We start from the raw sequence: 20,698 nt of genomic DNA, 5'->3' as shown, positions 1-20,698 counted from the left end.
GCATCGCGGCACCATCTACAGGTTTTAAGCCCAGGTTTAAACCGGGTATGGTAAGTAAACCCGCAGAACCTGTTACCGGGCAAAATGATGCCCCGGCTATCGAACAACCCGCCACGCCGCAAACCGAGGCATCGGCAGAAGCTGCCGCACCGAAATCCGGCTTTAAGCCACGTTTTAATGCGAAGATGGTAACGCCAAAACCTGCGGAAGCGAATGAAGCAAAATCAGAGCAGGAGCCTGCTGCGGAAACAACTCCATCGGAAGGCACAACACCGAAACCCGGGTTTAAACCGCGGTTCAACATGAAAATGGCCGAGCCAAAACCTGCGGAAGCAGAAGGGGTAAAACCGGAAGCTGAGCCTGCCGCAGAACCGGCACCATCAGAAATTACAGCACCAAAGCCAGGCTTTAAGCCGCGGTTCAACATGAAAACGATGGCAGCAAAACCAACTGAGACTGCTGAAGAAAAAGCTGAACCAACTGCTACAGGAGATAAGCCGGCAGATGTGGCAGAAACACCGCCACCTGCAGAAACAAACACAGCGCCAAAGCCAGGGTTTAAACCACGTTTCAATATGAAAACGATGGCGCCGAAACCCGCTGAAGCCTCTGAAGGGGAAAAGATAGTACCTGAGCAAGCCGCCGCTGAAGATAAACCGGCAGATGTGATAGAACCAATGCCACCTGTGGAAACACCGGCTGCGCCGAAAGTTGGCTTTAAGCCAAGGTTCAATGCCAAAACAACCAAACCACAACAACCCGAAGAATAATATTTTAAGATAAATTGATATGGACGCCGAAGAATTATTGAACGAAAGAACCGGGGGGAAAGAACAACCGAAAAAGGATAGTCCGCTGGTTAGTTTAGAGCGCGACCTTAAATTCTTTAATGAATCTATCCGCGAGGTTGCGATAGAGATCATGGTAGAAGGCCTATCGTTACACCCGATATTCATCGCCCATCAGCACGAAATTAAACTGGGCGAACTGATCCTGGACAGGATAGAACTTAATACCGAATGGAGCATCCACGCATCAACTATTGAAGAGTTTGTAGAGCGCGGCATCATCAAAACCGAACTGAAAGAACGCTTCTTATCTACCTATAAAAATCCTAACGATTTTATGTGCCTGTTTGTGGTAGTACCCGAGGGCGCAAATTTTGTGTATTATCCGTACATAAAAAGTTAGTGAATAAGATATGGGATTTGGCTTTAACTTGTTTGTAGTTTTTATTCTGATCCCTTTAACGATTGTTTTAATAATCATAATTATTGTCAAAAGGACAAAGTTCTCTATTGGACTACTCTTGACCTTATGGGCCGCAGTTTTCGGCGTAGTTATTTTGTCATTTGTAGTGCAGTTTTTTACCGATAAGAAGGTTCTTACTGTCGACGATATCTATGGCAGCTATGTAATCAAACGAGACTTCTTTAAAGGCAGGCAAACTAACTGGCAATACAGCCATTACAGGTTAGAACTTACTAAGCAAAATAGGTTTAAGTTTTATGTTACAGATAACAGCGTAATAATTAAAACATATACCGGCAGCATATCATTTATTGGGAATTATTTAAGCCCGCGGATTGTATTTCATCCAGATACGCCAAGTCATCATATTATTGATTTAGAGCCCACCCTTTATAGAGCGCCATTCTCGTTTTACTACGTATTTAATTCCTCAAAGTTTGGCAATGTGTTCTTTACAAAGGGGACTTGGAAACCAATTGAAGAATAATTATTCCCCTTATATTTACACATCAAAATATCATTGTCAACAATGTCTGATAAAAGATCTTGATATTAAACCAGCAACAAATCGATCTCATCGCTTATTTATGAAACTTAAAGCCTGCCTTATTATTGCCGTATTTTTTGCGATTTTGTTTGCCCGGCCGGCATCTGCACAAACAAATGATACCAATCAAAAAAAGTATTACTTTTTTAAAGTATGGGGCTTTTTAAAATACAACCATCCTGCTATTGCTTCCGGCAAAATGGATGCCGACAGCATTTTTCTGAGCAATTTACCGGCGATAGATCAAGCAAAAAACAACATCGAATTTAATCTGTCAATTTCAAAAATGCTTCAGCAATTGGGTGCGGTAAAGGTGCGGCCATCAAACATAAAAGCATCTTCAAATAAAATCCTGAGCAACAATATCAACCAGGCGTGGTTCATTAAGGATCAATTTTTATCGAAAGCAGTTGAGGGGAAACTACAGTATATTTATCAAAATCGTTTTGCAGATACAGGCCATTTTTATCACCCGGCAAAGTTTTACATCCCCGATCTTCCTCACGAAAAACCTTACGCTTTTGCCGATAGCGTAAATATCCCTTACGCGTATCGTATGCTTACTCTGGCCAAAATGCAGGCTGCTATTGATTATTTGGATCCGCATAAATATTTAATGGATACTAATTGGGATAATGATGTAAAAGAGTTTATCCCCATGTTTACGCAGGCAAACTCCCGTACCGATTATGAAATGCAGTTGCTTAAACTTAGCGCCCGTTTAAACGATACGCATACCTTCCCTTTTTATAAAGAGATGAAAAACAAAAGGAAGCTATTTAAAACAATATATTATCCTCCCTTTGATTATAAGCTGCTGAACGATAAACAGGTATTGGTAACCAAAATTTTAATACCCGGGCTTTGTGAAAAAGCAGGCATACAGGCAGGCGATATAATTACCGGGTTTGGTAATTATACGGTGCAGGGCCGCGTAAACCAATTAGCAACTATGTTATCGGCATCAAACCGCAACGCCCTGCTTAACCGTTTGGGCATTTATATTAACAACTTGTTTTTTGTTACAGATACCCTGCAAAGCAAAATTTTGTATACGCGCAACGGCGTGGAAAAATCCACTATGTTACAGTGGGCCGGGCAAAAAGATATACCTGTTATTACCGACTACATTAACAAAATAATGAAGCCGGAATACAGCGGTACCGAAACCGATTATGTAAGCCCGGGTATTGTACGCTTTAAAATAGAGGATGCCACACGCTTTACAAATAGTATACCGAATGCAAGGTTTGCTGAAGGGATGGATTCTGTCTTTAACATCGCAGCCAAAGGCAAAGGGATCATATTTGATATGCGGGGTTATCCGCATTGGGGTGGTTTTTTAAATTACGTATATAAAAAGTTTGGTCAGAATAACCAGTACCCAGCACAGTATTATAAGGCGGATATTACCAATTTTAGCAACTATGTATTAGATACTGATTCTACCACTTATCGCCCGCCCGGTATCCAGCCCGGTCATTTTCCATACAACGGTAAGGTGGTTATTATTACCAACGGGCAAACGCTAAGCCTTAGCGAATACAATACAATGTTGTTGCAAAGGATATTCCCGCAAAGTGTCACTATTGGCGAGCAATCTGCCGGCGCGGATGGCGATGAGAAAATGTTAATGCTGCCCGGCGGGTATGAGTTTTACTTTACAGGCAACGCTATTTTTTACCCGGATGGTACTTATGCCCAGCGCAAAGGTGTTAAGGTTGATAAGGTAGTACACCCGCTGGCGGCCGATCTTATAAATGATAAGGATACCATGCTGCAAGCGGCTATTGATATGATAAATAACAAAAATTAAAACCGGTAATTATCATTAATGCTATATTTGGTGTATAAACAGCCCTGATGCCATGTCTGATAAAAAGATCCTGATATTAAACCAGCAGCAAATACAGCAAAAGATAGACCGTATTGCTTACCAGATATTGGAAGATAATTTTGACGAGACGGAGATCCTGATAGCTGGCATCCTGCCACGTGGCAACCATGTAGCCGAAAGGTTAAAGACCATCTTAGATAAAATTGCACCGTTCACCAGCCGCTTATTAACCATTGAGCTTGATAAGCAAAGCAGCCAGCTGCACGCCAAAATAGATTTCGATGTGCAGGATTGCAGCAACAAAGTAATCGTTTTGGTAGATGATGTGCTGAACAGCGGCAAAACCCTTGCCTATGGTTTCGGTGTGTTTTTGGATGTGCCTTTGAAGAAACTGCGCACCGTTGTGCTCATAGACCGTAACCATAAGAACTTCCCGGTAACTACCGATTATGCCGGTATAGCCCTGTCAACCGTTATTAAAGAGCATGTTGACGTTGTGCTGGATGTAGCAGGACAGGAAGATGCGGTTTATTTGAGGTAGAATTATTTACCAAACTTCTTTAATTCCAACTCAATATCAAGTAAATACACCTGGTCTGGTTCCTCGCAATATGGATCGTTACGGTGATAGCCTGTTTTGGTGAACAGTGAATAGGCTTTGGTAAAGCTGTTAAAAGCGTTTTTACGTTGCCCGAGTTTTTTATAGCATAAACCTAAATAGTAATAAGTATCCGCCAGTTTTTCATATTTTTTAGTTTCGCGGTTCAGGTCGGCAATTGCGCCTTTGTAATCTTTGGCCATCATACGGGTTACACCCAGATGCAGGTAATCAAATAAACCCACCCCATTCTTTTTTTCGTTATCTGTAATACACTCTTTAAAATAAGCTAAAGCTGCGCTATAGTTCTCCATTTGCCTTTGATTAAGGGCCATTACAATACGCAGATCGTAATCGCCATCGCCCGAGTAACCCGGCCTGCCTTTATTAATATCGTACAGGCGTTTCAGGTCGTTAAAAGAGTTTTTGTAATCGTGTAAAAACTTAAATAGGCACCAGCCGCGGTCGCTCAGCCATATAGGGTCGGCTTTTACGGCGCGGTCCATCAGTTGTTTCCAGTTGTAAAAATCGCCACGTTTTAAATACGGTACCGACATTTCATGCAGAGAAGGCCCGAAGGTTGGGCATGCCTTTAATGATTGCTGAAACAATTCCTGCGATCGGTTTGACCCTTGGTTATATCCTATCGCTTTCCAGTATAGCTGGCAAGCGGTTTTGTGTGCCTGGTCTTTATACAGGTCGCAATTGGTTTGCGCCTTTACGATGCAGGGCAAATAGCAGAGAAATATCAGGATCAGGTGCCTCATGGGGTTATCTCCTTTATCCTGCCGTTAAGCATCTTAAAATTAATATAGTAATAAGTGTTAACCGGCTTGCCATTAAAGCTACCCGCCACCCATTTATCTAACGATTTGCAAAGCGTAGTTAAGTGTGTAACAAAGCCCGCATCAAAGTTTGTTTTTTGATAATTGTCATCAAGCTGAAATACCCGGAAGCGGTCTGTTTGTGCTTTGCAACTTACCAGGAAACGTATGGTTACGTAGCCCGTGATATTTTTATATGCGGGTTTGTACCTGTAGTGTGTTAGCAGGGATGACTTAAGAGCTTTTGCACCTCCCTTATAAGTAGTGCCCGGGCCGTAGTATTCGTAAGTCCAGCCATTATCACAAAGCTCAAAATTTGCTTTATCTGTTTTGGGGTTGAATGCGATTTCGCCAACTTGTTCGGGGTAGCTATTTGCTTTGGTAATATCCTGCGCTTTTAAAAAATTGCCCAGAAGCAGCATGAAAAATAATAGGCTTCCGGCAAACTTCATATGGCTTATTGTTGCAGGTTAAGCAGCCGAAGGATGTTTTCGGGCGTAAGATCGACAAAGCTTTCGGCTGTTACCGATGCCTGGCTGTAAAAAGGCTCACGCTCGGCAAGTTTGCTTTCTATAAATGCAACCAGCTCATCCCCTTTTTTGCCTTGTAATACCGGGCGGGGCGTTTTGGCATGCTCTAAGCGGGATGCCAATGCTTTAGGCGTAAGCTTCATATAAACGGATTGGCCATGCGCGTTCATCCAATCCATATTGTCGAAAAAACAAGGCAGCCCGCCGCCGGTTGATACAATCGCGTTTTCGGGATAGGCTGTTTCTTTTAATATACTCGATTCCAGCTTGCGGAATTCATCCTCGCCATGGGCTGCGAAATATTCGGGAATGGGCATGCCGGCATGTGCTTCTAAGGCGTGGTCGAGATCTAAAAATTCGTAACCTAAGGCGGTAGCTAATTTGCGGCCCATGGTGGTTTTGCCGCAGCCCATAAATCCAACTAAAAATATCAGGCCCATTATTGTTTGCTCAGGTAGTTTTTAACAAGGTCGTCGTACTTTGGCATGTTATGAAAATGCCATTTGTTTACCACGGTGCCATTCTTTAATAATATAATACCCGGGTTTGAACGTACCATAGTTTTAAGCGGTACGCCATCGGCATAAAATAATTCGCTTACCAGTTTATGCTCTTTAGCGAATTGCTGCGCCTGATCGGGCGCGTTTGATGTTAAAAATATAGTGCGTGTATTATAGTTTTGGGTAAGGTTAATAGCCAGCGCATTGATACGGTTAACGGCATCTTCATTAGTATGTGCAAGGTCGTAAGCCACAATAACCAAACTGTAAAACGGGTTGCTTAGCAGTTCTTCATTATAATTATTGCCTTGTGCATCCTGTATATTCAGGTCGCGTATTTTTGGTTCGAACCCTTTTTTAATAAGTCTGCTTTCGGGGTTGCCTTGTACTTCCCAATTGGTATCCTTCCATATGCCCGATTTAATGTATTCCTTATCGGTCATGGTTTTGGTTGCTTTTGTTTTTTTGTTTTTAAGGTTGTAGGTAACCTCAAATTCATCAGGCACAGCACCCGGCGGGGTTTTCATCTCCTGCAGGATGTTTGCGCCAATTTTGTACGGAAGAAAATCAACCACGGGTAAAAAGTTGTAAGTATAAAGGCCGAAACCTATAGAAACAACAGCCGCACCTATCAGCAGTTTATCGCCGGTTTTAGTGTTGGATAACGATTTGATGCTTTTGCGGTTTACATAAAGCACGAGTACAAGCAGCAGCAACACCATGTCTTTACCGAACGACTGCCACGGTGTAAGCGGAATAGCGTCACCAAAACAGCCGCAGGTTTGTACCACCTTAAAGTAAGCCGAGTAAAACGTAAGGAATGCAAAAAAGATGATGAGCAGCAATAAGCCCCAAATTACTTTTACAGCACGGGTGCCTACAAGCAGGGCAAAGCCCAGTATCATTTCTAATGCGCAAAGTATAATAGCCATGCTTAAAGCAAAGCCATTTAGCCAGGTGATGTGGAAAACCTCAAAGTACTCTTCCAGTTTATAAGAGAAACCAAGCGGGTCGTTTGCTTTTATCAGTCCCGAAAAAATGAACAATAAGCCAACGGCTATCCTGCAAAACCAAACTAAACCATTTTTCATTATTTTACTCCCAATTTTATCAGCGCGAACACTGCGTAATTCAGCATATCCTGGTAGTTGGCTTTAACCCCTTCGGATGCCAGGGTTTGGCCTTTGTTATCTTCTATTTGCTTAACCCGAAGCAACTTCATCAGTATCAGGTCCGTTAACGAGCTGATACGCATATCGCGCCAGGCCTCGCCATAGTCGTGGTTTTTGGCGAACATCAGTTCTTTGGTTTCGTTAACTTTGCCGTCAAATAACATTTCCACATCGTCGGGATTTAGCTCGGTAGGCGTGTCGGGGCTGCAATCCAGCTGCATCATGGCAATAACGCAATAATTTACAATACCAATATATTCGCCGGTAATATCTTCACCAACCTTTGATACCTGTTTTTCCTCAAGCGTACGGATACGCTGGGCCTTGATAAAGATCTGGTCGGTGATTGATTCTATCCGTAGTATACGCCAAGCTGTGCCATAATCGCGGGTTTTTTTGATGAAAAGCCCTTTGCAAACATTTATTACCGCTTCGTATTCTTCTGCTGTGTTGCTCACTGTTTTGTTGTAATGTTGGAATGTTTGAAGGTTGAAATGTTATTAGTAAATAGAGGGAAAGGTTTTGTATAAAGTACTTTAACTTTACAACGTTTCAACCTCACAACATTTCAACTATCAAAGTGGCTAAAGATACATTTTTTCAGAAAAAGGTAACCATAAATGCCGGTGGTAAATTGATAGATCTGACCACACCAAAAGTGATGGGCATCATCAATATCACGCCGGATTCGTTTTATGCCGTTAGCAGGACAACAGAAGTCGAACAGGTACGTTTGAAGGCCGAAAAAATGCTAACTGAGGGCGCTATTTTCCTCGATTTGGGCGCCTATTCGTCGCGCCCGGGCGCTGCGGATATCTCCGAACAGGAAGAAACAGACCGGCTGCTACCTGCAGTTGAAGCGATTGTTGCAAACCATCCGGAGGCCATTATTTCTATCGACACCTTCCGCGCCGGTGTTGCTGAAGCGGCTGTAAAAGCGGGTGCGCATATCATCAATGACATCTCCGGTGGCGAGTTGGATGAAAATATGTTTACCACGGTTGCCCGTTTACATGTACCATATATTTTAATGCACATGAAAGGCAACCCGCAAACTATGCAGCAACTGGCTCATTATGAGGATATATTTGCCGAGGTGTTTGATTATTTTGTACAGAAGATCTATCAGCTAAAGCAAATGGGCGTGCATGATATCATACTTGACCCCGGTTTCGGCTTTGCCAAAAAGCCCGAGCATAGCTATGCGCTAATAAATAGGATGAATGAGTTCGACCGGCTGCAATTACCAATATTGGCCGGCATCTCCCGCAAAAAAATGATCTATGGTTTATTAGGTACCACCGCCGACCAGGCCCTTAATGGCACTACCGCGCTAAACACCATTGCCCTGATGAAAGGCGCGAATATTTTGCGTGTGCATGATGTAAAAGAGGCTATAGAAGCGGTTAAGATATACGAAGCTTTAAAAGGGAGAGGGCCGGAGATCTTATAATAATCGTCACCCGGGGGTGATCCGGGTGACGATAAGGGATTGGAATGTTGTTACTTTACCCTCACGTATTGATATGTAGGGCCATCAGCAGCTGAAGTACCCACAACAATGGTGTCGAGTTTGAAACTGAACGCATCTGTATACGCCGGATCGGTCAGAGTAAGGGTGCCGTATCTCGCACCTTTTTCTTCACCTATAAAACGAATGGAAAAATTACCCTGCTTTTCAATGGCATTGTCAGCGTACTTAATATAAGTGCTGTCGGGCTTAAAGGTGAATTTGTTACCATTGCCTTTGGTAAAGATTTGGGGCTGGCCCCAACCACCTTGCACAGCCCTTAATTCCCAGGTGCCGAAAACTACGCCCCGGTCATCAATAATAACTTTTTTCCTATCCTTTTTACAAGATACAAGGCAGGCTACTATAGCCACAAACAGTAATACTTTTTTCATTTCGATTAATTTAATAAAGCTATTACGGCTATAAGTGTATGTGTGATACAGAAAGGGGGATTAAGTTTGTGTTAAGTTATTGTGAATTAATTTATTATTAGTTCTGTCATCTTCAAAATGGAATCTACATACTCGCGGTTATTGGCCAGGCGGGGTACTTTATGTTGCCCACCAATTTTGCCTTTCCCTTTCATCCAGTTAAAGAATGTGTTTGGGGCAACAATCTTAACCTGCGGGCGGCGAAGCGCCATATCTTTAAAACGTTTGGCGTCGTAATCGGAGTTTACCCGGCGCAAGGTTTCATCCAGCAGGTCAACAAAACGGTCAAATTCTGCCGGGTGTTTTTCAAATTCTATCAGCCATTCATGCGCACCGCACTCTTTATCATTAAAATAAATGGGGGCGGCGGTATAATCGCGAATAATGGCACCGGTTTGTGAGCAAGCCTCGGCCAGTGCCCGTTCGGCATTATCAATGATCAGTTCCTCACCAAAAGCATTAATAAAATGTTTGGTGCGGCCCGTTATCTGGATGCGGAAAGGCGACAGCGAACTAAAGCGAATGGTATCGCCTATCATATAACGCCAAAGGCCTGCGTTTGTAGTGATGATTAACGCGTAGTTTTTGTTCAGTTCTACCTCGTCAAGCGTAAGCGTTTCGGGGTTTTCGTCGTGCAGATGCTCCAAGGGCAAAAATTCGTAAAAGATGCCATAGTCGAGCATTAACAGCATATCACCGGGCTCTTCTGTATCCTGTATCCCAAAAAAACCTTCGGATGCGTTGTAGGTTTCCAGATAATACATATCGTCATTCGGGATCAGCTTTTTAAACTGTTCGCGGTAGGGGGTGAAGTTTACCGCCCCGTGGAAGTAAAGCTCGAGGTTTGGCCACACTTCCAGCAGGTTTTTTTTGCCGGTTATTTCCAGGATACGTTTAAACAGCAGGATATTCCAGGTAGGTACACCGCTAATGCTGGTTACGTTTACATCTTTGGTGGCATAGGCCATCTTCTCAATTTTTTCTTCAAAGTTTTCCAGCAGGGCAATATCCAGGTGGGGGGTACGGTAAAACTCGGCCCAAAGAGGCAGGTTTTTCATGATTACGGCGGATAGGTCGCCAAAAAAGGTATCGGCGTTAAGCTGCCCAACCTGATGACTGCCGCCAAGCGTTAGGCTTTTACCCGTAAAAATGCGCGCGTTGGGCCTGTTATTAAAGTACAGCGTAAGCATATCTTTACCGCCTTTAAAGTGGCATTCCTCTAAGGATTCTTCGCTAACGGGGATAAACTTACTCCTGTCGCTGGTGGTACCCGATGATTTGGCAAACCAGCGGATCTCTGAAGGCCACAGCACATTTTGCTCGCCTTTCAGCATCCGCTCGATGTAGGGTTTTAACGTATCATAGTTTTGGATGGGTACCCGCTCTTTAAACTGCGCGAGGTTCTCGATGCTCTTGTAGCCGTATAATTTACCCCACTCGGTATTTTCGGCGCCGGCAACCAATTGCTCAAACCATTCCTCTTGTACCTCGTTGGGGTATTTCATAAAAAGCTCTATCTGGTGGATACGCTTTTTCATGAACCAGGTAAATACAGAGTTAAATATGGTCATACGTTAAGCTTATAATTATTTTTGATGGTTTATAGTGTTCACGTTCACTGCCGTGAACACTGTTAATGTTTTGAACGTATTGATTATCAAATATATAATTATTGCGGAAATGTTTTTCTTTTCAATACAAAGTTGGCACCCAGGTAAACTTTACGTACCATTTCGTTTTCGGCCAGTACCTCGGGTACGCCAGATTCCAGGATCTTGCCTTCAAAAAGCAGGTAGGCCCGGTCGGTGATAGACAGGGTTTCCTGAACGTTATGGTCGGTAATTAAGATGCCAATGTTACGGTGCCTTAGTTTGGCAACCATCGCCTGGATCTCCTCAACCGCAATAGGGTCAACCCCGGCAAAGGGCTCATCCAGCAAAATGAAGTTTGGTTCGGCAGCAAGGGCGCGGGCAATCTCGGTACGGCGGCGTTCACCACCCGATAGCAGGTCGCCACGGTTACGGCGTACTTTGTGCAAACTAAACTCATCTATCAGTTCTTCCAGTTTATCCTGTTGCTTATCTTTTGGCATTTTACCCATTTCAAGTACAGCCTTTATATTGTCTTCTACAGAAAGCTTACGGAAAACCGATGCTTCCTGGGCCAGGTAGCCAATTCCTTTTTGCGCCCGGCGGTACATTGGGTCGCCGGTTATATCCTCGTCTTCTAAAAATATTTTGCCTTCATTGGGTTTTATCAAACCTACAATCATATAGAAGGATGTAGTTTTACCGGCACCGTTCGGGCCAAGTAAACCCACAATCTCGCCCTGCGCCACATTGAACGTTACATCGTTTACAACGGTACGCTGCTTATATTTTTTTACTAAATTTTCTGCCCGTAATATCATTAATTCAAAATTCAAAAGTTAAAATTCAAAATGGTTTAAAGTCTAAGCTTATAACTTTTGACTTTTTAATTTTGACTTTTTACTTAAATGCGTATTGCTTTTATATTTAATTGTATGGTACGCTGTTCGCGCCATACGTTTTCTTCAATGGTATAACAAACGTCAAATGGTACGCCCGGTTTTAATTGAGGCAACAGTTCGGCCTGGTTAAAAGCTATGCAGCTAAACGCTGCCGAGCCCGGTTGCATAATAAACATCTTAACATGGTTACCACCCACCAAACCGGCATTACCGCTAACATACACATTTTTGCTGAGGAATACCGGCGACATGTTCTCAGGCCCGAAAGGGGCAAACTGGCTCAATATCCTGAAAAATTTGGAGTCGATATCCTTTAATTCTATCTCGGCATCAATACTTACCTGTTGTATCAGTTGTTCTTCGGTAATGGTAGCGCTAACCACCTCTTCAAATTTTTGGATAAAGGCCGGTACATTTTCCGGCTCCATAGTTAATCCGGCGGCGTATTTATGTCCGCCAAATTGTATCAGCAGATCGCTGCAGCCACACAGCGCCTCGTAAAGATCGTACCCTAAAACAGAACGTGCCGAACCTGCCACATGCCCGTTCGAGCGGGTAAGTACCACAGTTGGGCGATAATATTTTTCGGTAAGGCGCGATGCTACAATGCCGATAACGCCTTTGTGCCAATTCTCGTTAAACACCACGGTTGATTTACGGGCTATCATCACCTCGTCGTTATCTATCATGCCCAAAGCCTCATCGGTAATTTGCAGGTCGTGGCCTTTGCGTTCAGTATTGCGAATGTTAATCATGTCGCCTTTTTCTTTGGCGGCATCTTCATGGCAGGCTATTAAAAGCTCAACAGCATGCTTGGCATCATCAATACGGCCGGCAGCGTTAATACGCGGCCCTAATGAAAATACCACATCGCTTATGGTATAAGTACCCGTGCGGCCTGCAACCTGCATCAGGGTTTTAACACCTATGCACGGGTTTTCATTTATCTTTTGCAGCCCAAGGTGTGCCAGTACACGGTTCTCGCCGGTGATGTGTACAATATCGCAGGCTATGCTGATGGCTGCCAGGTCGAAGTATTCGGCTACGCCTTCAAATGGCAGGTCGTATTTTTCTGACCAGGCCTGTATCAGCTTTAAACCAATTCCACAGCCCGAAAGTTCTTTATAAGGATAGGCGCAATCGGCACGTTTGGGGTCGAGCACGGCAACTGCCGCAGGCAATTCTTCTCCCGGCAAGTGGTGGTCGCAGATGATAAAGTCCACCCCCAACGTATTAGCGTATGCTATCTTATCGACTGATTTTATACCGCAATCCAGTGCGATAATAAGTGAGAAGTTATTTTCCTTCGCGTAATCTATACCAATAGTGGAGATGCCGTATCCTTCTTTGTACCTGTCAGGAATATAATATTCAATATTTTTGTAAAGTTTGTTGAAAAAGCTGTAAACCAGTGCTACCGCCGTGGTGCCGTCCACATCGTAATCGCCATAAACCATAACCTTTTCATTATTGGCGATGGCTTGCTCAATACGGGTGATGGCTTTCTCCATATCCTGCATCAGGAAAGGATCGTGCAGGTGCAAATGACTTGGGCGAAAGAAGTATTTAGCTTCATCAAAGGTATTAACGCCCCGGCGAACCAGTAGGGTAGATAAAACGGAATTGATGTTAAGACCCGCAGCCAGTTCCTGTACTGTAACCCTATCTGCCGCATCTTTTAGTACCCACCGTTTAGTCATAAATAGTTTTTCGCTTAAAAAGAGTAAAGATAGCTAATGGTTGATAAAACGCAGAGGCAAGGTTTAAATTTTAATGAAATGGGCTATCTGGAAAATAAAATTAGGAAGCTACTTAACTAACCGGTATGTTTGCATTACATACTAATTAGTATTTAAAAGAATGTCTAAAGCTGCCAATACACGCACCATGATCCTGACCAAGTCCTTCGAGCTTATTTATAAGCAGGGATACCAGGCTACGAGTATTGATAATATTTTGGCCACAACACAGGTTACCAAGGGCGCGTTTTTTTACCATTTTAAAAATAAAGACGAGATGGGACTGGCCATGATCAACGAGATCATCTTCCCCGGTATGTATGCCAGTTTGGTAACGCCCCTGTTGGATGCAAAAAGCCCCATCAATGATATCCACGAAATGATGCGGGTAGTATTATTGAAGGTGCCGGTTCTGAGGGCGAAATATGGTTGCCCCGCGGTGAATTTGATAGAAGAGATGTCGCCCCTGAACGAGGATTTTAAACAAGCTCTTTTAAAACTTACCGACCAGTGGCAGGATGCGATAAAAGAAAGCATTAACCAGGGTAAAATTTCTGGGGAGATCCGGGCCGATGTAAATGCCGAATACGTGGCTTGCTTTGTGGTTGCCGGCTATAGCGGCATCCGTAATATGGGTAAGGCTATGGGCTCATCTTGTTACAATATTTATCTGCACGAGCTAAAAAACTACCTTAAACAATTAGGCTAATATATTTTTTGAATTAAAACATACCAATTGGTATGTTTTGATATATTTGTAGCTTAATATTTTATAATGATGTTAAACACGCTGTTATTTTTTCATTCGATAGTTAGATGGGCGGTGTTGGGCACTTTGCTTTATTCCATTTATCGATCTTATACCAGGTATACCCAAAAACTACCTTTTACAAAAGGCGACGATTCCCTGAGGCATTGGACGGCAACAACCGCGCATATTCAGCTAATGCTGGGTATTGTACTGTACACGCAGAGCCCCAATGCAAGGTTCTCCCTGCACGCAACCGGTAGTAACGGACGGATAACCCAACCTTTCTTTTTTGGTGTGCTGCATTTGCTGCTGATGGTATCAGCTATTGTTATAATCACTATAGGCTCTGCAATGGCCAAGCGTAAAGTAACTGACAGGGATAAATTCAAAACCATGCTGATCTGGTTCGGCGTAGCGTTGCTGGTGATACTTGTCGCTATCCCGTGGCCGTTCTCGCCGCTGGCGCAACGCCCATATTTACAATTTTTTTAATTTTCGCGTTATGAAACAACTACTTTTCACAAACATCGGCCGCCTGCGCATTATTGGTTTTTTAGAAGGGGTCTCGCTATTGGTATTGATCTTTATAGCGGTGCCTCTTAAATACATCGGGCATGATCCGGCTATGGTAAAAGCCGTGGGGCCGGTACATGGCGCATTGTTCCTGTTGTTTATTGTGAATACCGTAAGTGTGGGGGTAGAGCAAAAATGGCAGCTAAAAACCACAACCAAAGTATTGCTGGCCTGCATCATCCCTTTCGGTACTTTTTATATCGACCGGAAAATTCTGAGAAGTGCAAACACTATTTAGAATTGAGCGCTTAGGATTTGGGGTTTTTGAAATCTATTTTCCCTTTAAAGCCTGGTATTTACCACCATTTGCAGGGTCGGCCAGCGAAAGGATATTCATGGCTGCTATCTTATCCTGTGGCGATGCATTGCTGAAGATGGATACCAACTCGTTATTCTTGGCTGTAAAAAACGCCAGCGGGAAGTACGATCCTAAGCGCTTACGGTCCACCTGGTTCAGCACAGGCAGTATGCTGCTGATGTATTTGCGGCCTTTGGCAGGGTTATCGGCCATAATATCGAGCCCGTTGCGGTGATAGTTGTAGATAAACTCGCGCAGGTTGTTGTAGATCTTATTGTTCAGGTTCTCTACCAGCCAATAACGGTTAAGGTTATTATCAAAAGCTTTCCAGCCTTTAAAAGAGGTGGTTTGCGCGTTTATAGAGATGGTTTGCGCGTTCAGGAAATACTGCGTACCGCCATATTTTGAGAATGAATCATAATCCATTCCCACAATAATATAAGCGTAAAACGCCATTACCGAACTTAAGTTGCTCTGAAAATTCTGATCGCTATAGTCAATAGTTTGACCTTCGCTATAGGTAAAATCAAAATCCTTATCGTTAATATTAAGCAGGGTAGTGCTGTAAGTAGAATTATACACCGGGCGTGACGACTGCACCTGCAATTCGCCGCTAAAGTTACTGCTGCCATCCCATGCGGTAATGTTGAGTACAAAGTTGCAATCTATACGTTCGTTGGGGGCAATATCATCAGCGCTCCATTTGCGGCCATTCAAAAAATCTTTCATGGCGGTTTCTAACGTTTGCAGGGCGCGCTTGTTGGTTACCTGTATTTTGGGCGCTACTACCTTTACACGCGCATTCAAATCCTGCGCCTGTGTGGCTATGCAGGTAAAAAATAACACGGCAAAGCTTAGGTATCTCTTCATTTTTTTAGCAGTTCAATAACCCTAAGGCAAATATCACGCGCCACCTCGGTTTTGTTTTTTAATTCAAAGGTGGTTTTCTGTAAGTTACGGTCTATCAAAGTTACTTTATTGGTATCATTTTTAAAACCGGCACCCGCATCGTTCAACGAATTTAACACAATTAGATCAAGGTTTTTCTTTTTAAGCTTATCAATCGCGTATTGTTCTTCGTTTTCTGTTTCTAACGCAAAACCAACCAGTACCTGCCCTGTACGTTTTTGCTGGCCGAGTGTTTTTAATATATCGGTGGTTTTCTTCAGTTCGATGCTCAGGCCATCATCATGCTTTTTTATTTTTTGCGATGCTACAGTAATCGGGGTATAATCGGCTACGGCAGCACACATCACGCAGGCATTGGCTTTATCAAAATTGGCCAGGCAGGCGTTCAGCATGTCTGCGGCGCTTACTACATCAATGCGTTTTATGCTTTTAAATATACTTTGTTGCGCAGTTGGCCCGGCAATTAAAGTAACATCAGCCCCAAGCGAAGCCAGTTCATCTGCCAAAGCGAACCCCATTTTGCCTGAGGAATGGTTACCAATAAAACGCACCGGATCAATAGCCTCATAGGTAGGGCCTGCAGTAACCAGCATGTTTTGGCCAAATAAGGGTAGCTTCTTTTTAATATCATCCGTCAGGAATGCTACTATTTCTTCCGGCTCAGCCATTCGGCCTTCGCCATGCAAACCACTGGCCAACTCGCCATTCCCCGGAGGAATCAAAATGTTTTCGAAAGATTGAAGGGCGGCGATGTTATGCTGCGTGGTTTCGTGTTTCCACATATCCAGATCCATAGCCGGTGCAAAATATACCGGGCATTTGGCCGATAGGTACACAGCAGTAAGCAGGTTATCAACCAAGCCTCCAGCCATTTTAGCCATAGTGTTGGCACTTGCCGGCGCAATAATTACGGCATCGGCCCAAAGGCCAAGCTCAACGTGGTTGTTCCACTCGCCCGTTTCGGGTTTAAAATACTCGGAGTACACCGCCCTTTTTGATAGGGTAGAGAGGGTAAGCGGCGTAATAAAATTAGTAGCATCGGGTGTCATCACCACCTGTACATCGGCACCTGCCTTAACTAATAAACGTACCAATGTGGCAGATTTATACGCTGCTATACTTCCGCAAACCCCTAAAATTATCTTTTTATTCTCCAGCATCGTGTTAAAGTAAAAAATAAAAAGTCAAAATTCAAAAGCGGACAACACCTAACTTTTGAATTTTGACTTTAATATTTTGAATTAAGCGCAGCGCTTACAGTTCCCTTGCTTCTTTAGCCGGGTTGCGGTAGTAGATCTTGTTATCTAAAAATTCCTGTACAGCTACCAAAGTAGGTTTGGGTAATTTTTCGTAGTATTTAGATATCTCAATCTGCTCGCGATTTTCAAAAACCTCTTCCAGGTTATCATTTGCTGATGCAAATTCAGAAAGTTTTTGGTGCAGCTCTTCTTTTATATTGTTTGATATCTGGTTTGCCCTTTTTGACATAATTACCAACGACTCATATATATTGTCGGTTTTCACATCCAGTTCACGCAGGTCACGGGTAACTGTGCTGCTGGCTACAGCTGGCTTGTTAGTTGGGTTGTTAACGTTCATGTCTTTTTATCTATTATTAATATGGTATTTTCTGATTATTCCTGTCTTTAATTGACGGTGGTTGTGCTGTATTGGTTGTATCCTTTTTAGCAAGTTTTTGCGCAAGTTTCATGTTTGCGCTGGCTTCAGCCAATACTTTATTTGCGCGTTCAATGCCTTGTTGGCTGTTCTTTTTATAATCGTTTGCCTCTTTCAGGAATTTACTTTGCGGATACTTCTCTATAAACTCGTCGGCAAAGCTTATGGCTTGTCCAAAACGTTCAGGTTGCTTCCGTTCGTAGCTTATTTTAGCAAACTCATATTGTGCCTGTATTGTTAAAAATTCTATTTCTTCAGCGTACTTAGTGTCCGGGTAATCGCGCAGCGTATTACCAAATGCAATAACTGCCGATTGGTAATCGCCTATTGTTAAATACAGTTTCGAATCGGCGTACGATTTTTGCTCCAGTTTATCGCGCAGGTTCTGTATCAGCTTGCTCGCTTCGGTAACACGGTCGCTCTTAGGGTAAAGGTTAATAAACAACTGCAGTGATTCAATCGCCTTAGTGGTGTTCTCCTGATCTAACGAGTAGATAGGCGAATCCAGGTAAAAGCAGTAAGCAGCAATAAAGCGGCATTCCTCAGCTCTTGGGCTCGATGGGTAAGTATCAGCAAAAGTTTTAAAGTGAAACCTTGCCGATGTATAATCCTTAAGCCTGTAGTTGGTATAAGCATAGTAATAAAAAAGGTCCTGCGCTTCATCGCGGCCACGGTAACGCGGCACCAGGTCTTCAAACAAACCCAAAGCTTTGGTATAGTCCTTTTTATTATAGTACTTAACAGCCTCCTGGTATTTTTTAGCGTTATCGTTACTCGCTTTTAGCTTATCGTATTTGCTTTTACAACTGCCAAGCGTAATAATTAGCATAAACATTACGCCCGAAAATATGAGTAGTTGTTTTTTAAACATTTTGCAAAGATAGTTGAATATTATAAATCAGTCAATTATTTATTTAGTGGGCGAATATATGATGCCAATTCCGCACTATATATAGAGAGTGTACGTATTTAACATCTTTTAACGTTGTTGGCGGTCGGGTAGTGTGGTGCTTGTATAATATAGTTACACGGGCTGATTATACATATGTATACAGGTAACCGTCGCTTTGTTTACGTCGGTTGCTTTTACACCCAACAGGCATTATTATATAGTATATAATAGGTAGTGTTATCCGGATAGTTTGGAGGAAAGGGATGTATATATTCATATAGTATATATAAGGTGGCGTTTTATGAGGTTGGCTGGTAAAAGTGTGGTGTATACTATATAGTATATATAGGCAGTGTTATATCTGGTGGATTTTATGCGGAGAGCAGCAAAGGTTCGCTGTATATATTATATAATGTATCTAAACAGGAAGCGGTAATGGAAGGCCATACCGAAAGGAAGGATTTGTTTGCTGATATACTATATATAATATAGGCGTTGCCTTCGGCCTAGGCTTTCCGCTCATACGCCTGCAGGCCTTATGCGCCGGGCCGGTATCCGCTGCAATCCTTAACGCGGTTCTGTTTGTCATCCTGAACGTGGTGAAGGATCTAATAGCCGACAGGCATAACCGATAGATCCTTCACTACGTTCAGGATGACAGTTGGAGAAAAGCGTGGGGCAAAAGCTCAGCACAGCGAGTCAGCCAGCAAAAGCGTTAAGAACCGGCAGGGAGCGCAGGAAGCATTCGCTCTGACTTGATTTTTGATTACTTTGTATCATGACAAACGGCGAAACCCTCTTGAGTACATTAAACAAACAACCACTAAAAACTAACAGCCCCCGCGGCAATTGAGCGGGCGGATGATTATAGTGGTCCACTAATCATTAGATAACCGGGTGAAATTTGCTTTATATATTAAATAGACTCCAATGCACATGGATCTCCCAATAACAGGTTGTTTAGGTAATAATGAGTTTTAAACCCATTATTCCGCCCAAAACAAGCATAAACCTGGTAAACCAGCCCAAAACAAAAAACTATTATAAAATACTTTCATATATAATAAACAGCCCAAATGCACACTAAAGCTCTAATTCAGGCAGTTTAATCAAATTAAATGCAAATTTTTCACCCTCATTTACTGTGTGTTACAATTACACTATCAATAAAACAATCAAACCATTTGCGTAAGTGAAATTTGTACGTACCTTTGCAGCCCGCAAACGAAATAGCGGGACGTTCTCTGAAAGTATAGCACAACATTTATTTGAAAATAAAGCTTGCAAAATCAACAAAGGTTACTACCTTTGCAGCCCGCAAAAGAGGAAACAAAATTGCGGTTGTACATTGAAAAAGCAGCTTTAAAATATTAAAAAATAAAGTTTGCAAAATCAACAAAGGTTACTACCTTTGCAGCCCGCTAAAGAGGAAACGATTTACGGTTTGTACGTTGGAAAAGCAGCTTGAAAAAATAAAAAAAATAAAGTTTGCAAATTCAGAAAAGGTTTCTACCTTTGCAATCCCAAAACGAGGGAGAAAAAATCGGAAACGGTTTCGAAAATAACGTTAAAAAGTTAAGAGCAATTCTTAACTAAAACAAATTGAAAGTTTAGGTTGCAATAACCGACAACATAAAGGAAGTCTGAGACAGACGACCGAATAAGTTCTTAAAAGAGATAGAGAATAAATTATGCAGCGTAACAGCAGCGAGTCTGTAAGGACGGACTGGAAGTTAACAGCGAAGCTCGAGAGAAGCGGATAATGTAAGAGAATATTTTTTTTTACAGATTTCTATTGATTGAGTTAATAGGGTCTGGATTTGAACAACACATTATACAATGGAGAGTTTGATCCTGGCTCAGGATGAACGCTAGCGGCAGGCCTAATACATGCAAGTCGAACGGGATTGAGAAGCTTGCTTTTCATGAGAGTGGCGCACGGGTGCGTAACACGTATGTAACCTACCTTAATCTGGGGGATAGCCTCTCGAAAGAGAGATTAACACCGCATAACATTATCGGATAGCATTTTCTGATAATCAAATATTTATAGGATTAAGATGGGCATGCGGAACATTAGCTAGTTGGTAAGGTAATGGCTTACCAAGGCTACGATGTTTAGGGGATCTGAGAGGATGACCCCCCACACTGGTACTGAGACACGG

21 protein-coding genes, 1 rRNA gene and 1 pseudogene are annotated in these 20,698 nt (G+C 42.8%); 10 read left to right on the top strand and 13 right to left on the bottom strand.

Annotated features, from left to right (window positions below; all coding sequences use genetic code 11):
* The 5 genes and pseudogenes from WC615_RS14785 to WC615_RS14765 all read left to right on the top strand — a co-directional run.
* Positions 1-770, top strand: a pseudogene (locus tag WC615_RS14785) (hypothetical protein); the annotation flags it as partial.
* Between the two features lie 19 nt (positions 771-789).
* A complete protein-coding gene (locus WC615_RS14780; protein WP_372978858.1) occupies positions 790-1,191 on the top strand; it encodes a hypothetical protein in 402 nt (133 codons plus the stop codon).
* Positions 1,192-1,345: 154 nt separating this feature from the next.
* Positions 1,346-1,738, top strand: coding sequence for a hypothetical protein (locus WC615_RS14775; RefSeq protein ID WP_372978857.1), 393 nt, complete (start codon positions 1,346-1,348; stop codon positions 1,736-1,738).
* A gap of 100 nt (positions 1,739-1,838) precedes the next feature.
* Positions 1,839-3,614 (top strand): S41 family peptidase, encoded by a 1,776-nt coding sequence (locus tag WC615_RS14770; protein ID WP_372978856.1) that lies wholly within the window; start codon positions 1,839-1,841, stop codon positions 3,612-3,614.
* A 52-nt stretch (positions 3,615-3,666) separates the two neighbouring features.
* Entirely contained in the window at positions 3,667-4,176 is a 510-nt protein-coding gene (locus tag WC615_RS14765) for a phosphoribosyltransferase family protein (protein ID WP_372978855.1), read from the top strand.
* Positions 4,177-4,178: 2 nt separating this feature from the next.
* On the opposite strand, the gene WC615_RS14760 is transcribed toward WC615_RS14765, so the two are convergent.
* From WC615_RS14760 to WC615_RS14740, 5 genes are read right to left on the bottom strand one after another with little or no spacing between them, the layout of a single operon-like run.
* Complete coding sequence (locus tag WC615_RS14760; protein ID WP_372978854.1) at positions 4,179-5,000, bottom strand: tetratricopeptide repeat protein; 822 nt, start codon at positions 4,998-5,000, stop codon at positions 4,179-4,181.
* Entirely contained in the window at positions 4,997-5,509 is a 513-nt protein-coding gene (locus WC615_RS14755) for a hypothetical protein (protein WP_372978853.1), read from the bottom strand. The genes WC615_RS14760 and WC615_RS14755 overlap by 4 nt, the downstream gene beginning before the upstream one ends.
* Before the next feature lie 5 nt (positions 5,510-5,514).
* Complete coding sequence (locus tag WC615_RS14750) at positions 5,515-6,027, bottom strand: shikimate kinase (RefSeq protein ID WP_372978852.1); 513 nt, start codon at positions 6,025-6,027, stop codon at positions 5,515-5,517.
* Positions 6,027-7,178 carry a BT_3928 family protein gene (locus tag WC615_RS14745; RefSeq protein WP_372978851.1) on the bottom strand — a complete coding sequence of 384 codons (1,152 nt, stop codon included), beginning with the start codon at positions 7,176-7,178 and terminating at the stop codon, positions 6,027-6,029. The genes WC615_RS14750 and WC615_RS14745 overlap by 1 nt, the downstream gene beginning before the upstream one ends.
* Positions 7,178-7,717, bottom strand: coding sequence for a DUF1599 domain-containing protein (locus WC615_RS14740; RefSeq protein ID WP_372978850.1), 540 nt, complete (start codon positions 7,715-7,717; stop codon positions 7,178-7,180). The genes WC615_RS14745 and WC615_RS14740 overlap by 1 nt, the downstream gene beginning before the upstream one ends.
* A 122-nt stretch (positions 7,718-7,839) precedes the next feature.
* On the opposite strand from WC615_RS14740, the gene folP reads away from it, so the two are divergent.
* A complete protein-coding gene (gene folP, locus WC615_RS14735) occupies positions 7,840-8,712 on the top strand; it encodes a dihydropteroate synthase (RefSeq protein WP_372978849.1) in 873 nt (290 codons plus the stop codon).
* A gap of 50 nt (positions 8,713-8,762) precedes the next feature.
* Here the strand turns inward: folP and WC615_RS14730 are convergent, their stop codons facing one another.
* The 4 genes from WC615_RS14730 to recJ form a co-directional block, all read right to left on the bottom strand.
* Positions 8,763-9,164 carry a hypothetical protein gene (locus WC615_RS14730; protein ID WP_372978848.1) on the bottom strand — a complete coding sequence of 134 codons (402 nt, stop codon included), beginning with the start codon at positions 9,162-9,164 and terminating at the stop codon, positions 8,763-8,765.
* Positions 9,165-9,250: 86 nt separating this feature from the next.
* Positions 9,251-10,774: a GH3 auxin-responsive promoter family protein gene (locus WC615_RS14725; protein WP_372978847.1), complete on the bottom strand. Its 1,524-nt coding sequence runs from the start codon at positions 10,772-10,774 to the stop codon at positions 9,251-9,253.
* 98 nt (positions 10,775-10,872) lie between these two features.
* Positions 10,873-11,613 (bottom strand): LPS export ABC transporter ATP-binding protein, encoded by a 741-nt coding sequence (gene lptB / locus WC615_RS14720; protein ID WP_191177314.1) that lies wholly within the window; start codon positions 11,611-11,613, stop codon positions 10,873-10,875.
* Positions 11,614-11,696: 83 nt separating this feature from the next.
* Positions 11,697-13,394: a single-stranded-DNA-specific exonuclease RecJ gene (gene recJ, locus WC615_RS14715; protein ID WP_372978846.1), complete on the bottom strand. Its 1,698-nt coding sequence runs from the start codon at positions 13,392-13,394 to the stop codon at positions 11,697-11,699.
* A 160-nt stretch (positions 13,395-13,554) separates the two neighbouring features.
* Between recJ and WC615_RS14710 the strand changes: the two genes are divergently transcribed.
* From WC615_RS14710 to WC615_RS14700, 3 genes are all read left to right on the top strand, one after another.
* Positions 13,555-14,142, top strand: coding sequence for a TetR/AcrR family transcriptional regulator (locus WC615_RS14710; protein ID WP_372978845.1), 588 nt, complete (start codon positions 13,555-13,557; stop codon positions 14,140-14,142).
* Positions 14,143-14,208: 66 nt separating this feature from the next.
* Positions 14,209-14,676, top strand: coding sequence for a hypothetical protein (locus WC615_RS14705; RefSeq protein WP_372978844.1), 468 nt, complete (start codon positions 14,209-14,211; stop codon positions 14,674-14,676).
* A gap of 10 nt (positions 14,677-14,686) precedes the next feature.
* Positions 14,687-14,995 carry a DUF3817 domain-containing protein gene (locus WC615_RS14700; RefSeq protein WP_372978843.1) on the top strand — a complete coding sequence of 103 codons (309 nt, stop codon included), beginning with the start codon at positions 14,687-14,689 and terminating at the stop codon, positions 14,993-14,995.
* 33 nt (positions 14,996-15,028) lie between these two features.
* On the opposite strand, the gene WC615_RS14695 is transcribed toward WC615_RS14700, so the two are convergent.
* From WC615_RS14695 to WC615_RS14680, 4 genes are all read right to left on the bottom strand, one after another.
* The gene (locus WC615_RS14695) at positions 15,029-15,925 is read right to left on the bottom strand and encodes a DUF4835 family protein (protein ID WP_372978842.1); all 897 of its coding nucleotides are present in this window, start codon (positions 15,923-15,925) and stop codon (positions 15,029-15,031) included.
* Positions 15,922-17,124, bottom strand: a complete 1,203-nt coding sequence (coaBC, locus tag WC615_RS14690; protein WP_372978841.1) for a bifunctional phosphopantothenoylcysteine decarboxylase/phosphopantothenate--cysteine ligase CoaBC — start codon at positions 17,122-17,124, stop codon at positions 15,922-15,924. The genes WC615_RS14695 and coaBC overlap by 4 nt, the downstream gene beginning before the upstream one ends.
* A gap of 94 nt (positions 17,125-17,218) precedes the next feature.
* A complete protein-coding gene (locus tag WC615_RS14685) occupies positions 17,219-17,563 on the bottom strand; it encodes a DNA-directed RNA polymerase subunit omega (protein WP_067056089.1) in 345 nt (114 codons plus the stop codon).
* A 16-nt stretch (positions 17,564-17,579) separates the two neighbouring features.
* Complete coding sequence (locus WC615_RS14680) at positions 17,580-18,512, bottom strand: outer membrane protein assembly factor BamD (RefSeq protein ID WP_372978840.1); 933 nt, start codon at positions 18,510-18,512, stop codon at positions 17,580-17,582.
* A gap of 1,857 nt (positions 18,513-20,369) precedes the next feature.
* On the opposite strand from WC615_RS14680, the gene WC615_RS14675 reads away from it, so the two are divergent.
* Positions 20,370-20,698: ribosomal RNA gene (locus WC615_RS14675) — 16S ribosomal RNA — on the top strand; the annotation flags it as partial.

This window comes from Mucilaginibacter sp., assembly GCF_041663085.1.
GTDB lineage: Bacteria > Bacteroidota > Bacteroidia > Sphingobacteriales > Sphingobacteriaceae > Mucilaginibacter.
This window is presented reverse-complemented; position numbering and strand designations above follow the sequence as displayed.

Coding starts and splice junctions, on each gene's coding strand:
- WC615_RS14745 (WP_372978851.1), bottom strand. CDS start 7,178: ATGAAAAATGGTTTAGTTTGGTTTTGCAGGATAGCCGTTGGCTTATTG.
- WC615_RS14755 (WP_372978853.1), bottom strand. CDS start 5,509: ATGAAGTTTGCCGGAAGCCTATTATTTTTCATGCTGCTTCTGGGCAAT.
- WC615_RS14725 (WP_372978847.1), bottom strand. CDS start 10,774: ATGACCATATTTAACTCTGTATTTACCTGGTTCATGAAAAAGCGTATC.
- WC615_RS14770 (WP_372978856.1), top strand. CDS start 1,839: ATGAAACTTAAAGCCTGCCTTATTATTGCCGTATTTTTTGCGATTTTG.
- WC615_RS14685 (WP_067056089.1), bottom strand. CDS start 17,563: ATGAACGTTAACAACCCAACTAACAAGCCAGCTGTAGCCAGCAGCACA.
- WC615_RS14680 (WP_372978840.1), bottom strand. CDS start 18,512: ATGTTTAAAAAACAACTACTCATATTTTCGGGCGTAATGTTTATGCTA.
- WC615_RS14710 (WP_372978845.1), top strand. CDS start 13,555: ATGTCTAAAGCTGCCAATACACGCACCATGATCCTGACCAAGTCCTTC.
- recJ (WP_372978846.1), bottom strand. CDS start 13,394: ATGACTAAACGGTGGGTACTAAAAGATGCGGCAGATAGGGTTACAGTA.
- lptB (WP_191177314.1), bottom strand. CDS start 11,613: ATGATATTACGGGCAGAAAATTTAGTAAAAAAATATAAGCAGCGTACC.
- WC615_RS14700 (WP_372978843.1), top strand. CDS start 14,687: ATGAAACAACTACTTTTCACAAACATCGGCCGCCTGCGCATTATTGGT.
- WC615_RS14765 (WP_372978855.1), top strand. CDS start 3,667: ATGTCTGATAAAAAGATCCTGATATTAAACCAGCAGCAAATACAGCAA.
- WC615_RS14730 (WP_372978848.1), bottom strand. CDS start 9,164: ATGAAAAAAGTATTACTGTTTGTGGCTATAGTAGCCTGCCTTGTATCT.
- WC615_RS14760 (WP_372978854.1), bottom strand. CDS start 5,000: ATGAGGCACCTGATCCTGATATTTCTCTGCTATTTGCCCTGCATCGTA.
- WC615_RS14780 (WP_372978858.1), top strand. CDS start 790: ATGGACGCCGAAGAATTATTGAACGAAAGAACCGGGGGGAAAGAACAA.
- coaBC (WP_372978841.1), bottom strand. CDS start 17,124: ATGCTGGAGAATAAAAAGATAATTTTAGGGGTTTGCGGAAGTATAGCA.
- WC615_RS14705 (WP_372978844.1), top strand. CDS start 14,209: ATGATGTTAAACACGCTGTTATTTTTTCATTCGATAGTTAGATGGGCG.
- WC615_RS14695 (WP_372978842.1), bottom strand. CDS start 15,925: ATGAAGAGATACCTAAGCTTTGCCGTGTTATTTTTTACCTGCATAGCC.
- WC615_RS14750 (WP_372978852.1), bottom strand. CDS start 6,027: ATGGGCCTGATATTTTTAGTTGGATTTATGGGCTGCGGCAAAACCACC.